Here is a 15,400-nt window from a genome sequence, read left to right as displayed (position 1 = left end):
CGCGACGATGCTCGCGTTTATATGGAACAAGAGGGGAACCCGCGGACAGGCGCGGGTTCCCCTCTTTCTTCGAAACGCAAGCCTCCGATGGGAAGCGGCTTCCTACTTCAGAGCGGCCTGGGCGGCGGCGAGGCGCGCAACCGGGACGCGGTAGGGAGAGCAGCTGACGTAATCGAGCCCGATCTTGTGGAAGGCGTGGATGGAGTCAGGATCCCCGCCGTGCTCGCCGCACACGCCGACCGTGAGGTCGGGATTGCCCTGACGGCCCAGATCGACGCCCATCTTCACCAGCTTCGCAACGCCCGGGTCGATGGTCGCGAAGGGGTTGTAGGGCAGCAGCTTCTCGGTGAGGTACTGCGGGATGAACTCGCCCTCGACGTCATCGCGGCTGAAGCCGAACGTAGTCTGCGTGAGGTCGTTCGTGCCGAAGCTGAAGAAGTCGGCCTGCGTGGCGATCTCGTCGGCGGTGACGGCCGCGCGCGGGAGCTCGATCATGGTGCCGATCTCCAGATGGAGCTCGACGCCTTCCGCCTCGACCACTTCAGCGATGGTGCGCTGGGCGACCTCGCGCAGCTTCGCCAGCTCGTTTACAGTACTGACCAGGGGAATCATGATCTCGGGACGAGGATCGAGCCCTTCTTTCTTCAGGCGGGCCGCCGCCGTCGCGATGGCGCGGACCTGCATGACCGGGAGAATCGGGTACACGATGCCCAGACGGCAGCCGCGCAGGCCCAGCATCGGGTTGGCTTCGACGAACGAATCGATCTTGGCCAAAAGCGCGCGCTTCTCGGCAACCGCGCGCGCATCGGCGCCGGACGCCTCCATGCGCGCGATCTCGACATCGAGGGTGCGGGGGCTTTCCAGGAACTCGTGCAGCGGCGGGTCGAGCAGGCGCACGATGACGGGCAGGCCGTCCATCGCCTTGAACATGCCGTAGAAGTCGCCGGTCTGGGCGGCGTACAGGTCGGCGATGGCCTTCTCGCGGGTCTCTTCGTCCTCGTTGAGGATGAAGCTCTGGATGATCTGCTTGCGCTCGCCGAGGAACATGTGCTCGGTGCGGTCCAAGCCGATGCCCTCCGCGCCGAACTCACGGGAGAGCTGGGCGTCTTCGGGATTGTCGGCGTTGGCGCGCACGCCGAGAGTGCGGAACTCGTCGGCCCATTCGAGAATGGTGTCCAAATCGCCGGTCAGCTCGGGCTGGACCAGATCGACCGCGCCCAGGACGACGATGCCGGTGGTGCCGTCCAGCGAGATGATATCGCCCTCGCGCAGCACCACGTCGGTGCCGACGACGGTCGCCTGCTTCTTCTCGGCGTCGATGCGCAGCGCCTCGGCGCCGCACACGCACGGAGCGCCCATGCCGCGGGCGATCACGGCGGCGTGCGAGGTCTTGCCGCCGTGCGAGGTGAGGATGCCCTCGGCGGCGATCATGCCCGCCAGGTCGTCGGGCGTGGTCTCCCAGCGCACGAGGACGGTCTTCTCGCCGCGCTCGGCCGCTTCGACCGCGTCGGCGGCCGAGAACACGACCTTGCCCACCGCAGCGCCCGGCGACGCGTTCAGACCGCGGGCGAGCACGTCGTAGCGGGCGTTCTTATCGAACTGGGGATGGAGGAGCTGGTCGAGCTGCGAGGGCTCGACGCAGCACACGGCCTCCTCTTTGGAGATGAGGCCCTCGCGCTGCATGTCGATGGCGACCTTGAGGGCGGATGCGGCGGTGCGCTTGCCCGCGCGGGTCTGGAGCATCCAGAGCTTGCCCTGCTCGATGGTGAACTCGATGTCCATCATGTCGCGGAAGTGGTTCTCGAGCAGCACGAACACGTCCTCGAGTTCCTGACCGGCCTCGGTGAGCCCCTCGACGTGCTTGAGCTCGGAGATGGGGCTCGTGTTGCGGATGCCCGCGACGACGTCTTCGCCCTGGGCGTTAACCAGGTAGTCGCCGTAGAACTCCTTGGTTCCGTCGGCGGGGTTGCGCGTGAACGCCACGCCGGTAGCCGAGGTGTTGCCCTTGTTGCCGAACACCATGCACTGGACGTTCACAGCCGTGCCCAGATCGTCGGCGATCTTGTTCTTCTGGCGGTACAGAGTCGCGCGCGGGTTGTTCCAGCTGCCGAACACGGCCTCGATGGCCAGCTGCAGCTGGACCATGGGATCCTGCGGGAAGCGCACCTCGCCGTCGACCACCAGGGAGGGGTAATCGGCAGCCGAGGTGTTCTGGGAGAAGATCGCCTTGAACTCCGACACCAGCTCGGCGAGGTCCTCCGCCGTCAGATCGGTGTCGGAGGCGGCGCCGCGGCGCTGCTTCATGGCGATGATGGCGTTCTCGAACAGGTCCCCGTCGAGCCCGATGACCACGTTGGAGAACATCTGGATGAAGCGGCGGTACGAGTCCCATGCGAAACGGGGATTGCCCGTCTGGGCGATGAGCCCCTGGATGGATTCGTCGTTCAGGCCGAGGTTCAGAACCGTGTCCATCATGCCCGGCATCGACATGGGAGCGCCGGAGCGGACGGAGACCAGAAGCGGGTCGGACGCGTCGCCGATCTTTTTGCCCATGCGCTCTTCGAGGTCGACGCGGTACGCGCGGATCTCGTCGAGGGCGCCGTCGGGCCAGACGTTGCCGGCGTTCGCGTACTCCATGCAGGTCTGGCAGGTGATGGTGAACCCGGGAGGAACGGGAAGGCCGATGTTGGCCATCTCAGCGAGGTTGGCGCCTTTGCCGCCCAGCACCCCCTTCATGCTCGCCGCACCCTCGGTCACGTTGACGCCCTGGGAGTCCTTACCGAACCGGTACACGCGTTTGACTTGCTCAGTCACCTTGTTCTCCTTAGCACTGATTCATTTGTTCTTACGCGTCTTGGGCCAATGCCCACGAACGACAACATGTTAACGCAGCGGTAACAAAGCCGCCTTCGATTCGGGTGCCCAAACGGTAAACGGCGGGCATCTCTCAAGGAAAAACACGGCTCGCACATGCGGCGGCGGCGCACCGGTTCCGATGCGCCGCCCGCCCGTTAAACGCTCGCTGCGGACTGGAAGGCCCCGGTGCGCCCTTGCATCATCTGCATGCCGCCTCCCATGCGGCCCGCCCCCGCCGAGGACGTCGCCGACGTCGATGCGCTCAGCGCAAGCGTCTGGGACCCCACCGACACGCTCACGCTGTCTCCCTCGGCGTACCCGGGGGCGGAAACCGTGATGGTCTGGTAGTCGGACGCCGGGGTGAACCGGGCGACCTCCGATCCGTCCGATCCGTACAGGACGATCTCCTGGCCGGCCGACCCGCTCACGCTCGACGTCGCGAAGGCCTGGGTTCCCGACGAGAATCCCCCGTCCATGCCCACGCTTCCCACGGCGATGACCGTGCCGCCGTCGATGGTCGCCGAAATCCCCGAGTCGACGGCCGAATTATCCGACAAGGAAGGCCCGCTGACGAGCACCGTCCCCCCGGTCACGGACAGGGTTCCGTTGCTGTCCAGGCCGTCGCCGTGCGAAAAGACGGTCACGCTCCCGCCCGAAATGGATATCGAGCAGTTCTCGTCGGTCTCCATGCCGCCCCCGCCGCCTCCGGGCATGCCGCCGCCCTGCGGGGCACCCGTCGCGGGCTGCTGCGACTGGGCCGGCATCGCGGCGGTCGTCGCGGACGCGCCCGCCGCCTGGGAGGCGGCCGCGCTCGCCGTGCCAGAAGGCGATGCGGCAGACGATGCCGAAGCGCTCTGGGAGGAAGCCGTCGCATCCGCCGTCGCCGCGTTCATGCCGTCGTCGCTCGAGACGATCGACACCTCCCCGCCGCTCACGGATATCGACTGCCCCTCGAGGCCCTCGACGCTCGACTTCACGTCGACCGTGCCGCCCGACACCGACAGGCCGTACTCGGCATGCACGCCGTCGTCGCCCGCCTCGATGCCGACGGATCCGCCCGTCACCTCGAGGTCGAGATCGCTGTGCAGCGCGTCGTCGCCCGACTTCACGTTCAGCGAACCGCCCGCCACGCGGATGTAGTGCGCGGCCTGCACGCCGTCGTCGGCGGCATCGATCGAGAAGGAGCCTCCGTCGATGCTGACGAACCCGCGGTCGGCGTCGTCTTCGTTCGACGACGCGATGCCGTCCTCGCCCGCCGTCAGCGCGAAGGAGCCGTCCTTGACCTTGACGCAATCCTTGCCGACCAAAGCGTCGCCCACCGCGCTCACGGTGTACGTTCCCCCGGTGATCACCAGGTCGTCTTTCGACTTGATGCCGTCGTTGCACGAGCCCGTCACCGAAAGCGACCCGGTTCCCTGCAACGTGAGGTCGGCCGTGCTGTACAGCGCCGCGTCGAGGGCGTCGCCTTCGCTGTCGGTGACCGCAGACGACGAATCCGCCAGCGTGTTCTGAGTGCCGGCCGCAAGCGTGACGAACACCTTGTCGGCGCTTTCGACGTAGAGGGCCGGCCCCGACGACGACGTGATCGACGCGCCGCTCAAAACGATCTGGACCTTGTCGGAGTCGGCGGCGCTCACCACGATCTGCCCGTCGGACAGCGAACCGGACACCACGTAGACGCCCGCTTCGGTGATGGTGACCGTGGACCCCTGCGCCACGGCGCCGCTGCCCGAAACAGAGGCGGTGGTGCCGGAAAGCTCGATGGAGGTCGCCGTGGAGGCGTCGTAGCTCGCATCGAGGTCGCGATCCGAGTAGGAAAGATCGTATCCCGTCGAGTCGACCGCAGTCGATGCGGCTGCGGTCGAAGCGAAGCCCGATGCGGCCGACGAAGCGGCGCCCGCCGATGCGCTCGTGCAGGCGGCAAGCGACGCAACCATGCAACCGGCGAGCGCGACGCCTGCGGCCTTCCTTCCCGCGCCCCTGAGGGCCCGGGCGACGACGTTGAATCTAGAAGGGTTGTTCGGAGTATTCATTACAGCACCTCTCGGTTGGCGGGGGTCATCCCCAACGATACTTTCAGGTTTCCGTTGTGGCAGCGAATCTCGTCGAGCAGCTGCTTGAAGCTTGCGCCCTCGTCCATCAGGATCGAGTATTCAAGCTGGTAGAGGCTGCCCATGTTGGTCGTGCGCACCGACACCAGCTGGACCTTCGTGGCATACCGCTCGATAACGCCCTCGAACACGCCCTCGAACTGCAGATCCTCGGGCACGGTGATGGACAGGGTCTTCGATCGGGGAGGGCTCTCCGAGAAGGGCGTCGCGACGTAGACGATGTTGAGCGCGCCCACCACCGCGGTGAGCATGACCGCGATGCCGATGTAGCCCATGCCGGTGGCGAGCCCGACGCCCATCGCCAGGAACACGCTGCCGATATCCTTGGCCGTCCCGGCGATCGAGCGGAACCTCACCAGGCTGAACACGCCCATCACCGCGACGCCCACCCCGAGGTTCCCGTTGACCAGCAGGATCACCATCTGGACGATCACCGGAAGCAGGGCGAGGGTGACGACGAAGTTCTTGGAGTAGTCGTGGCGGAACCGGTACACGGCGGCGATCGCCAGGCCGAGCGCCACCGAGGCCGCCGTGCATGCGGCGAACCCGAGGGGGTCGACCGTAACCGCCGAATCACTGGCGACGATCACGGAGGAGAACAACGAATCAAGCACTTTTCATCCTTTCATACGCAGGCAGGATCGCCGGGGGGTTGAACGGTTGGGCGGACCGGATGCCCTCGTAGGCGCTTCCGTATTTGGAAAACGACGAGGGGTAGATGCGCTCGGCGTCGAACAGCTCGAGCAGCCAGCGCGGAAGCGGGCCCTGGCACTTGACCTCCAGCAGCGCCTCGCCCGGGTACAGCAGCAAACCGCGCGCCGATCGGGGCCTCGTGCGCGCCTCGTACGGGGAGGCCTGCAGGTTGCGGTACCCGATCTGCCCGTCGAAGGTCAGCCGAAGCCCGCATTCGGCATCCTCCCGCGTCGTCGGCGCGAAAGCCCGGCGCACGCACGTGGTCACCAGGGCGGGCCTCAGGTTTCCCCAGCGCCCCATCATGCCCTCGATCTCGCGGGCGATCTGGACGTCGGTGTCGCGCAGCTCGTCGGCGCCGGCGGATCGCGGGTACAGCCCGCAGGCCCGCTCGAACCCCGCACCGGCCAGAAAGGCCTCCGCCGCGCGCCTGGACATGCGCACGCGCCGCTTGTACACCACGCCCTTCAGCTTCTTCTTCAGCTCGACGAACGCCTCGTCGGCCTGCTCGTAGGGCCCGTAGGTCCTCACGCGCAGCTTCTCTTTGTACAGGAGCTTTTCCATGGACCGCCCTATCACTTCCCAGGCGGGGGTGTCGTAGTAGACGCTCTCGATGCGCGCGGCGCCGAACCCGTCGAGGGCGAGTCTGCCCGCAAGCGCGCCTTCGACCGCGATAAGCTGCTCGGGAGAAAGGCGGTACTTGATCTCTTTGCGCTCGAACGTCTCGATGAATCCCGTCATCGTCTCTCCTTTCCTCATGAACCGGCCCGGACGGGTCGGGGTCTCGGCGAGGCGCGGGTCCGATCCCGCTCCTGCGCCGCGCCTCCGTCCCGGGGCCTTCGCTGGCGACGATGGGAAGAATAGACGGGGAAGCTGAAAACCCTCTGAAAGGGCATCGGCGAGGGCGGCGCCGAAGCGGCGGGCTCGCGCGAAGGCGCCACCGAAGCGCTCGAAACGGTTTTCTCCGCGCATTTTCAGACTGGTTTCAGCCATTTGGGGGACAATGGGGGCGCATCCCGTGAAGATGCGCCGCGGTTGAAAGGAATCGCATGCAAACGCTCATCATCGAAGACGACCGCCGCCTTTCGGATGCCCTCGTGCGCATCCTCGAAGAGAACGGCTGGCGAACCGACGCCGTGTACGACGGGCAATCCGGCCTCGACTACGCGCTCTGCGGCACCTACGACGTCATCATCTGCGATCTCATGCTGCCCAAAAAGGACGGCTACGCCGTGGTAAGCGAGCTGCGGCGCGCCAACGTCTCCACGCCTTTGCTGATGCTGACGGCCCGCGGGGCCATCGGGGACAAGATCGAGGGCTACGACAGCGGGGCCGACGATTACATGACCAAGCCGTTCTCCCCCGCCGAGCTGCTCGCCCACCTGCGCGCCCTCACGCGGCGCCAAGGACAGGTGATCTTCGAGAACGTGGAGTTCGGAGACCTTGCGCTCAATCTGGAAAGCCATGATCTGAGCTGCGGCGGCAAGACCATCAACCTCAGCTACAAAGAGTTCTCCATCGCCCAGCTGTTCATGTCGAACCCGCGCCAGGTCATCTCGAAGGAGACCCTCATCGCGAAGGTCTGGGGAGTCGAGTCGACGGCGGTGGACAACAACGTCGAAGCCTACATCTCGTTTCTGCGCAAGAAGATGCGCTTTTTGGGGTCGACCCTCCAGATAGAGACGATCAGGAAGACGGGCTACCGCCTGTGCGAAGGCCAGCCCGATGCTTAACCAGCTGAAGAGGAAGTTCGTAACGATCATCATGGCGATCGTCGCCGTGGTCCTCGCGACGGTGTTCGCGGGGATCTGCTACAGCGAGTACCGAAACGAAGTCGAGGCCTCTAACCAGGCCCTGCGAGAGTCCATAGACCGATCGGCGGCGTTCGAGGCCCGCAGCGCGGCGAACGCGGCGGGAGGGGTCCAGTCCTCCAATCCCCCCGAAATCGGAGGGGGCATGCGCACGGGGCGCTTCTTCGCACCCGCAGCCGTGTTCAAGATCACAGACGACGGCTCCGTCGTCTCGGACGAGGCCACCGCATCGGCATCCCTCTCGGCCGACACGCTCGCGGCGTTCTCCGCACGGGCCACCGCGCTCGACTACGGTATCGGAGATCTGCCCGACCTCGGTTTGAGGTACGCCAAGGAAACCGTCAACGGGATCACCTACCTTTCTCTGGTCGACTCCTCGACCGTGCAAGGGTGGCAGCGGATCGCGCTGCAGCTGTCCGTTGCCGGGATCGCGGCGCTGGCCGTCTTCCTGCTGGTAAGCATCAAGCTCGCCAACTGGGCCCTCAGGCCCGTGCAGGAGGCTTGGCGGGCGCAGAAGCAGTTCGTGGCCGACGCGTCCCACGAGCTGAAGACGCCGCTCACCATCATCCTCGCCAACAGCGCCATCCTGCTGAAGCACCCCGAGAGCACGGTCGCCCAGCAAAGCAAGTGGATCGAAAGCACCCAGATCGAAGCGGAGCGGATGCAGGGCCTTACCGAAGAGATGCTGTCTTTGGCCGAGATCGAGGCGCAGGCCTCCATCGAGCTTTCAGACGTGGACCTCAGCGACCTCATCGACCGGGAAGCGCTCCAGTTCGAATCGATCGCGTTCGAGCGGGGATGCGCGCTGGATGCGGATACCGAAGAGGGAGTCGTCGTCAAAGCCGACGCCCAGCGCCTGGGGAAATCGATCGCGACGCTCATCGAGAACGCCTGCAAGTACGTCGAGGCGGGCGGGCGCGTCCGCATCGGGCTTTCCAGCGAAAACGGCAGGGCCGTCCTGTCGGTCAACAACTCCGGATCGTATATCGAGCGGGACGACCTCGAGCACATCTTCGACCGGTTCTACCGAACCGACAAGGCGCGCAGCGGGGATGCGACCGGATACGGCCTGGGGCTTTCCATCGCGAAGGAAACCGCGGAAGCGCACGGGGGCACGCTGTCGGCCTCCAGCTCGCGCGAAGGCGGGACGACGTTCACGCTCACCCTCCCGCTTGCGTGAGAAAGCCCCGCGAAAAGCGGGTCCGGGCGAGAAGCGCCCCGCAGGCCTACGAACCCGCGCGCTGCGCGATGGCCGCAGCCGCCGCGTAGGCGGTCGTCCACGCGGCCTGAAAGTTGAACCCCCCGGTGATCCCGTCGATATCGAGAACTTCGCCGGCATAGAACAGACCGGGCGTCTGCTTGGACTCCATCGTCGCTTTGTCGATGGCATCCAGCGGCACCCCTCCGCACGTGACGAACTCGTCTTTGTGGCTTGCGCGGCCGGACACCGCGTACATGTCGCCCGTCAGAGCCTCGGTGAGCCGGGCGAAGTCCCGCTTCGACAGGTCGGCGCACCGCTTGCCGCCGATCGGCGCCTCCCCGCGCCCTGCGGCGCACAGGACCACGTGCGACCACAGGCGGCCCGATAAGCCGAAGGGAGCGACGTTCAGCACGGCCTTTCTCGCATGGGTGCGCGCGAGGTCCCTCAGCGAACCCGACACCTCGTCGTAGTTGCGCCCGCCCGCCCAGTTCACCTTCAGGTCGAACCGGTATGCACAGCCCGCCAGCTCCCGAGCGGCGTAGCTGGAAAGCTTCAGGATGGCGGGCCCGCTGAAACCGTCGTGCGTGACGAGGAGCGCGCCGCGCGCCGAAAGCTTCGTTCCCGAAACGGACGCGACGACTTCGGGCGCCGACACGCCGGCGAGGCCGACGTGTGCGCCCCCCGCAAGCTTGAACGCGAAAAGGCTCGGAACGCACCCCTGGCCGCCGGGGGTTCCCCCGATCGTAACGGCAACGAAATCGAAGTCCCCTCCCCTGTCGCGGAGAAGCGCTTCGGGCCGATCGATCCGGCATCCCGTCCGAACGCGCACCCCGAGCCTATCGGCTTCGGCCTTCAGACAGCCCGAGATCGCGCGGCTGTCCTGCGCGCGGGGAAACACCCGATGGTCGTCGGCGATCGCGAGGGGGACGCCGCGGCTCTCGAACCAGGCGAAGGCATCCCGGGGGCCGAACCGCTTGAACTGGCGCTTGATCAGGCCCGCCCCGCGCGGGTAAACCGTCTTGAGGTCCTTCACGTCGGCAAACGTGTTGGTGCAGTTGCAGCGGCCCCCGCCCGAAGCCTCCAGCTTCGACAGCACGCGGGCGCGCTGTTCGAACACGACGACCTCGAGGCCGGGCGCGGATTGCGCCGCGTTGACCGCCAGGAAGAACCCCGCAGCGCCGCCGCCGATTACCGCCAACCTCAACAGGTTCCCTCCTCACTGTCCGATACGGTACCCGCCCGACCCGAATCCGCACGCGGCGGGCAGACCCGCGACGCCCGCGAAAGCGAAAGGGCTTTAGCGGTATCCCAGCACGTCGGGGTGGTTGCGTGCGAAATGGGCGAGGATCTCCTGGGCGGTCTCCTCGACGGCGCGCCGCTCGGTGTGGATGACGATGCAGCCCAGGCGGCGCATGAGGGCCCGTGCGCGCTCGAGATCGTCGTACACGTACTCGGGATCGGCGTAGCTGCCGGCCACGCTGCAGGCGTTGCCCAGGCGGCGCTTGCGGATGTCGACCAGCACGTCGGGCGTGGTCATCAGGCCGAACAGGCGCGTCGGATCGACGTCGTAGATCTCCTTCGGCGGCTCGGTGTGCATGTCGAGCGGGACGTTCGCCACCTTGAACCCCTGTTGAGACAAATAGATCGAAAGCGGCGTCTTAGATGAGCGCGAAACCCCCAGAAGCACGATGTCGGCCTTGCAAAGCTCGTGGGGGTTGCGTCCGTCATCATGGGCGATGGTGAACTCGACCGCCTCGATGCGGCTGAAGTACTGCTGGTTCGCCACGTGCAGCTTCCCCGGCAGCTGGGAGGGCGCGAGCCCCGTCATCGAAGCGATCGCCTTGAGCGCCGGGGTCATGATGTCCACGGCGACGATGTTGGGGTGATCGGCCACGTACGCGCACAGCTTATCGGCCAGCTCGTTCGTGACCAGCGTGTAGAACAGCAGCAGGCGGGCGTCTCCCGTCTCCCGACCGCTCGACCCCCTGGGACACGTGCTCTTCCAGGAAAGACCGGATCTGCTCGAACGAGCGGACCTTCGAGAGCACCTCGACATGGGGGGCTTCGACGCCGAACTGGACCGCCGCCGCGCGCGCGATGGACTGGCCGGTTAAGCCGACCGAGTCGCTGACCACGTATATCGTCGGGAACGCAACGCCTGCTCCGCTCGTCTCCGTTTCGGGCATACGCCCCCCTTTCGAAAGCTACTTTCCCGACTTCGCCATCTTGCCGAAGTCGGCGACATGGGCGAACACCGACACGAAGCGGTTGAGCACCGCGAGGTGGTTCGCGCGCAGGGAAAGGTCGTCGTCCATGATGCGCGTCTTCTCGAAGAAGTCGTCGATGGGCGCCCTCAGAGACGAGAGCTGGGCGAGGGCCGCGGCGTAATCGTGGCGCTCAAGGGCCGAGGCCACCTCGGCGTCGGCGACGGACACCGCGTCGATGACGGCCCGCTCTTCCTCGGAAAGGAGCCCGTCGTCCACCTCGGTACCCGCCTCGGGGTCGCGCAGGTTGTTCGCACGGGCGTAGGCCGTGGCGAGGTCGGCGAACGCCTCTCCCTGCTCGCTGCGGGCGGCCTCGAGGGCGCGGGCGCGGCTCGCGAGGATGCGGGGCTCTTCGACCCCGGCTGCCAAAACGGCCTCGATCGTATCGGCGGCGCAGCCCTCGTCGCGCAGCATCACGCGGGCGCGGGTCACGAAGAACTCGACCACCTCGTCGCGCACGGAAGCGGCGTCGAAGGACACGCCGTCGGCCGAGAAGGCGGATAGCGCGCGCTCCACGGCTTCCACCAGCGAGAACTGGATACCGGACTCCATGATGGCCAGTATGCCGATGGCGCTGCGGCGCAGCGCGAACGGATCGGACGACCCGGTGGGACCCTGCCCCACCGAGAACAGGCCGCAGATGGTATCGAGTTTGTCGGCAGCTGCGACGATCTTGCCCACCGCCGTTTCGGGCAGCGCGTCGCCCGAGAAACGCGGGCGGTAATGATCCCTGATGGCCCCGGCGACGACAGAGCCTTCCCCGGACGCTTCGGCGTAGTAGCCCCCCATGACGCCCTGGACGCTGGTGAACTCGACGACCGCGTTCGTGACCAGATCCGCCTTGCACAGAAGCCCGGCGCGCCGGCAGTCACGCACCTCGTCGGCGCCCAGACCGGCCGCGCGAGCCAGGTCGCCCGCGAGCGATTCGATGCGCAGCGCCTTGGCGTGGGTGCTTCCCAGCTGCTCTTGGAACACCACGGCCTCGAGGCCCGCAACATAGGATTCGAGCGGCTTTTTCAGGTCTTCCTCGTAGAAGAACTTGGCGTCGTCCAGGCGGGCGCGCACCACGCGCTCGTTGCCGTCGACCACCACGTCGGAATGCGCGGGATCGCCGTTAGACACCACGATGAACCGGTTCGTGAGTCTTCCCTCGCCGTCGTACAGCGGGAAGTAGCGCTGATGCATGAGCATCGCGTCCACGATGATCTCTTCGGGCACGCGCAGGAAGCCCTCGTCGAAGGTCCCGCATAAAACGGAAGGGGCCTCGGACAGGTTCACCACTTCGAGCAGGGTTTTCGCGGGAAGCTCGGCGGTGTATCCGGTTTCGCGCTCGATGCGGGCCACGCCGGCACGGATAACGGCCTCGCGCTCGGCCTCGCTGACCACGATCTTCAGGGAACGCACGGTGTCGATGAGGCTGTCGGCATCCTCCACCTTGTGGGCGCCGGGCGACAAGACGCGATGCCCCCAGGTGAAACGGCCCGCGTCGACGCCCGCGAAGCTCACGGGCACCACCTCGTCGCCCAGAAGGGCGACGATCCAGCGGACCGGGCGCGAGAACGACTCGGTGCGGCGCGCCCATCGGCACGACTTGGGCCAGGACAGCTTCTCGAACACCGAAGCCAGGATGTCCCCGATGAGCCCCTTGGTGGAAGCCGCCTCGATATGCTTGGTCGCGTACAGGTAGTCGACCCCGTTCTCGGAGCGCACCTCCAGATCGTCGGCACCCACCCCCTTGCCGCGGGCGAATCCCAGCGCCGCCTTGGTGTAGTTGCCCTCGGAATCGATGCCAATGCGGGCGGCGGGGCCGCGGTACTCCTCGTCCACCGCTTCGGTCTGGCTGGCCACGTCGAAGACGATGGCGGTCAAGCGGCGGGGGGTCGAGTAGACCTCGATGGCGCCGTGGGGCACCTTGGCCGCATCGAGCAGCTGCTTCATCAGCTTGCCCAGCTGGTCGGTCGCTGCATGCAGGTCGAATGCCGGGATCTCCTCGGTGCCGATTTCGAACGCGAGCGTTTTCAGGTTACTCATTTCCGGCCTTCTCCCTCGAATCGGCGGCGTCGTCTTCGACCTCGACGCCGCACACGTGCTTCATATAGCTGGCGCACACGGCCTTGGCGATGGTCCGCACGCGCAGGATGTAGGCCATGCGCTCGGTTGCGGAGATGACTCCGCGCGCATCCAGCAGGTTGAAGGCGTGGCAGCACTTCAGGACGCTGTCGTACGCGGGGAGGGGCAGGCCCGCCTCGAGCGTGCGCAGGCACTCGGCCTCGCGATCGTTGAATTCGTTGAACAGGAACTCGGTGTCGGCGACCTCGAAGTTGTAGCGCGAGTACTGGCGCTCGTTTTCCAGGTACACGTCGCCGTACGTGAAGGTCACGCCGTCGTCGCCGCGCGCCCACACGATGTCGAACATGCTGTCGACGCCCTGGATGTACATGGTGAGGCGCTCGAGGCCGTAGGCGATCTCGACGGGAACGGGGCTGCACTCGAACCCGCCCACCTGCTGGAAATAGGTGAACTGGGTGACCTCCATGCCGTCGATCCACACTTCCCAACCCAGGCCCCAGGCGCCCAGCGTGGGGCTTTCCCAGTCGTCCTCGACGAAGCGCACATCGTGCGCGTCGGTGTCGATCCCGATGGCGCGCAGCGACCCCAGGTACAGATCCTGGATGTTGTCGGGAGAGGGCTTCATGAGCACCTGGAACTGGAAGTAGTGCTGCGTGCGGTTCGGGTTCTCGCCGTAGCGCCCGTCGGTGGGACGGCGGCATCCCTGCACGTAGGCCGTCCGCCACGTGTCGGGACCCAGCGAGCGCAGCGTCGTGGCCGGGGCGTTGGTTCCCGCGCCCACCTCGTTGTCGTAGGGCTGCAAGATGACGCACCCGCACGACGACCAGTAGCGCTGCAGGTTCATGATGATGTCCTGGAACGTCGGTGCGGAATCGGATTGCGGCTTTGAAACCTCGGGATCGGTGGGCATATCTCTCCTTCTCTGCTGATACGAGCCGAACGACGGATTAGGCGAGCGACCTGATGTCGGGAATCGGCCAGAAGATAACGACGGCGCGCCCGGTGACGCGCTCCTTGCTCACCGCGCCGAACCAGCGGGAATCCTGCGAGTTCGTGCGGTTGTCCCCCATCACCCACAGCGAGCCTTCCGGCACCGTGTAGGGAAACGAGATGCTGGAGTTCTCGAGCGGGTAGCTGGGCTTGGCATCGGTATAGGGCTCGGACAGGGGCTTGCCGTCCACGTAGACGACGCCGTCGACCAGATCGACCGTCTGGCCCTCGGTAGCGACGACGCGCTTGATCAGCGTGCGCACGTCGCCCGAGAAAGCGGGGTCGTAGAACGTGACGATATCGCCTTGCTGGGGGTCGCGGAAGTAGTACGAGACCTTCTCGGACACCAGGAAATCACCCGTCATGATGGTGTCTTCCATCGAGCCGGAGGGGATCTTGTAGGGCTGGAACACGAAGGTCCGCAGCGCCCAAGCCAGCACGAACACGAAGACGACGGTCGCCACGTTGCGCACTATCGATCGAACCATGCCCGAAGAGCGGGGCTCGGCATGTTGCCCGAGATCCATCGGCAACCGCACCTTTCTATGAGAGCAGGGCGCCGAAGCGCCGAAACGGTTTATCGAACCATGATACCGCGATCAGGTTATCCTTCGTCTGCGATGCCGCATCTCTCGACAAATTCCCTTTCGCAGGCGCTCAGGTCGGCGCCGTCGAGAAGATCGGGGCGCAGCCGCGCGGTGCGGATGAGGCTCTGCTCGCGGCGCCACGAATCGATGAGGGCGTGGTTTCCCGACAGCAGCACCTCGGGCACCGCTTCCCCCCGAAAGACCGCGGGGCGCGTGTACTGGGGGGGTTCCAGCAAGCCGTCCACGAAGCTCTCGTCGGCGGCCCCGTTCTCCGCGCCCAGAACCCCGTCGAGCTTGCGCACCACCGCGTCGATGACCACCATGGATGCAAGCTCGCCGCTGGTGAGCACGTAGTCGCCCAGCGAGATCTCGTAGTCGGCCAGCCGGTACGCGCGCTGGTCGATTCCCTCGTAGTGCCCGCACACGAACAGAAGGCGCCCCTCGCGGGAAAGCTCGGTGGCAAGCGCATCGTCGAAGCGGCGCCCGCACGGGGTGAGGAACACGGTTTTGGGGAGCGCCGCGTCGCAGAAGCGGGGACGCGGGCCGGTGAGGGGCTGCTCTGAGCCCGTGGGCGAAACGGAGGGGCCCCGCCCGCAGATCGCGTCGTAGGCCTCGAAGATGGGCTCGCACTTCATGACGAGCCCCGCCCCGCCGCCGTACGGATCGTCGTCGGTCGTGCGATGGCGGTCGTGCGTCCAATCGCGCAGGTCGTACGCAGCGAACTCCAAGATCCCCTTTTCCTGGGCGCGCTTCATCATAGACGAGCCCATGACCGACTCGTACATGGCGGGAAACGTGGAAAGGGTTTCTATGATCACGG

Annotated in this window: 13 protein-coding genes; 2 read left to right on the top strand and 11 right to left on the bottom strand. The window is 66.3% G+C overall.

The annotated features are described in order from the left end of the window. Positions 1-102: 102 nt before the first annotated feature. The 4 genes from ppdK to JI75_RS03275 all read right to left on the bottom strand — a co-directional run bounded on the left by ppdK (position 103) and on the right by JI75_RS03275 (position 6,398). Positions 103-2,814 (bottom strand): pyruvate, phosphate dikinase, encoded by a 2,712-nt coding sequence (ppdK, locus tag JI75_RS03290; RefSeq protein ID WP_039688738.1) that lies wholly within the window; start codon positions 2,812-2,814, stop codon positions 103-105. Between the two features lie 197 nt (positions 2,815-3,011). Beyond that, positions 3,012-4,889 (bottom strand): carbohydrate-binding domain-containing protein, encoded by a 1,878-nt coding sequence (locus tag JI75_RS03285; protein ID WP_082019731.1) that lies wholly within the window; start codon positions 4,887-4,889, stop codon positions 3,012-3,014. Beyond that, entirely contained in the window at positions 4,889-5,581 is a 693-nt protein-coding gene (locus JI75_RS03280; protein WP_039688735.1) for a DUF4956 domain-containing protein, read from the bottom strand. The genes JI75_RS03285 and JI75_RS03280 overlap by 1 nt, the downstream gene beginning before the upstream one ends. Next, entirely contained in the window at positions 5,574-6,398 is an 825-nt protein-coding gene (locus JI75_RS03275; RefSeq protein ID WP_052241550.1) for a polyphosphate polymerase domain-containing protein, read from the bottom strand. The genes JI75_RS03280 and JI75_RS03275 overlap by 8 nt, the downstream gene beginning before the upstream one ends. Positions 6,399-6,706: 308 nt before the next feature. On the opposite strand from JI75_RS03275, the gene JI75_RS03270 reads away from it, so the two are divergent. After that, positions 6,707-7,390 carry a response regulator transcription factor gene (locus tag JI75_RS03270; protein ID WP_039688733.1) on the top strand — a complete coding sequence of 228 codons (684 nt, stop codon included), beginning with the start codon at positions 6,707-6,709 and terminating at the stop codon, positions 7,388-7,390. Continuing rightward, on the top strand, positions 7,383-8,648 hold the full coding sequence (locus tag JI75_RS03265) for a sensor histidine kinase (protein ID WP_039688731.1): 1,266 nt from the start codon (positions 7,383-7,385) through the stop codon (positions 8,646-8,648). The genes JI75_RS03270 and JI75_RS03265 overlap by 8 nt, the downstream gene beginning before the upstream one ends. 46 nt (positions 8,649-8,694) lie before the next feature. Here JI75_RS03265 and JI75_RS03260 read toward each other — a convergent pair whose 3' ends face one another. From JI75_RS03260 to trmD, 7 genes are all read right to left on the bottom strand, one after another. Continuing rightward, the gene (locus JI75_RS03260; protein WP_039688729.1) at positions 8,695-9,873 is read right to left on the bottom strand and encodes an aminoacetone oxidase family FAD-binding enzyme; all 1,179 of its coding nucleotides are present in this window, start codon (positions 9,871-9,873) and stop codon (positions 8,695-8,697) included. Between the two features lie 93 nt (positions 9,874-9,966). Further along, positions 9,967-10,575, bottom strand: coding sequence for a pyruvate, water dikinase regulatory protein (locus JI75_RS03255; protein WP_277141249.1), 609 nt, complete (start codon positions 10,573-10,575; stop codon positions 9,967-9,969). Position 10,576: 1 nt separating this feature from the next. Then, positions 10,577-10,855, bottom strand: a complete 279-nt coding sequence (locus tag JI75_RS09390) for a kinase/pyrophosphorylase (protein ID WP_277141099.1) — start codon at positions 10,853-10,855, stop codon at positions 10,577-10,579. A gap of 18 nt (positions 10,856-10,873) precedes the next feature. Then, positions 10,874-12,964 carry a glycine--tRNA ligase subunit beta gene (gene glyS / locus JI75_RS03250; protein WP_039688728.1) on the bottom strand — a complete coding sequence of 697 codons (2,091 nt, stop codon included), beginning with the start codon at positions 12,962-12,964 and terminating at the stop codon, positions 10,874-10,876. Then, positions 12,957-13,913, bottom strand: coding sequence for a glycine--tRNA ligase subunit alpha (locus tag JI75_RS03245; RefSeq protein WP_039688727.1), 957 nt, complete (start codon positions 13,911-13,913; stop codon positions 12,957-12,959). The genes glyS and JI75_RS03245 overlap by 8 nt, the downstream gene beginning before the upstream one ends. Before the next feature lie 37 nt (positions 13,914-13,950). Next, a complete protein-coding gene (lepB, locus tag JI75_RS03240) occupies positions 13,951-14,520 on the bottom strand; it encodes a signal peptidase I (RefSeq protein WP_039688726.1) in 570 nt (189 codons plus the stop codon). A 77-nt stretch (positions 14,521-14,597) separates the two neighbouring features. After that, complete coding sequence (gene trmD, locus JI75_RS03235) at positions 14,598-15,398, bottom strand: tRNA (guanosine(37)-N1)-methyltransferase TrmD (protein ID WP_039688725.1); 801 nt, start codon at positions 15,396-15,398, stop codon at positions 14,598-14,600. Between the last annotated feature and the right edge of the window lie 2 nt (positions 15,399-15,400).

The organism is Berryella intestinalis (genome assembly GCF_000814825.1).
Classification (GTDB): Bacteria; Actinomycetota; Coriobacteriia; order Coriobacteriales; family Eggerthellaceae; genus Berryella; species Berryella intestinalis.
The sequence above is the reverse complement of the archived record's forward strand: the minus strand, read 5'-3'. Positions and strand labels throughout refer to the sequence as shown.

Coding starts and splice junctions, on each gene's coding strand:
- JI75_RS03285 (WP_082019731.1), bottom strand. CDS start 4,889: ATGAATACTCCGAACAACCCTTCTAGATTCAACGTCGTCGCCCGGGCC.
- JI75_RS03275 (WP_052241550.1), bottom strand. CDS start 6,398: ATGACGGGATTCATCGAGACGTTCGAGCGCAAAGAGATCAAGTACCGC.
- JI75_RS03270 (WP_039688733.1), top strand. CDS start 6,707: ATGCAAACGCTCATCATCGAAGACGACCGCCGCCTTTCGGATGCCCTC.
- JI75_RS03265 (WP_039688731.1), top strand. CDS start 7,383: ATGCTTAACCAGCTGAAGAGGAAGTTCGTAACGATCATCATGGCGATC.
- JI75_RS09390 (WP_277141099.1), bottom strand. CDS start 10,855: ATGCCCGAAACGGAGACGAGCGGAGCAGGCGTTGCGTTCCCGACGATA.
- glyS (WP_039688728.1), bottom strand. CDS start 12,964: ATGAGTAACCTGAAAACGCTCGCGTTCGAAATCGGCACCGAGGAGATC.
- JI75_RS03245 (WP_039688727.1), bottom strand. CDS start 13,913: ATGCCCACCGATCCCGAGGTTTCAAAGCCGCAATCCGATTCCGCACCG.
- lepB (WP_039688726.1), bottom strand. CDS start 14,520: ATGGATCTCGGGCAACATGCCGAGCCCCGCTCTTCGGGCATGGTTCGA.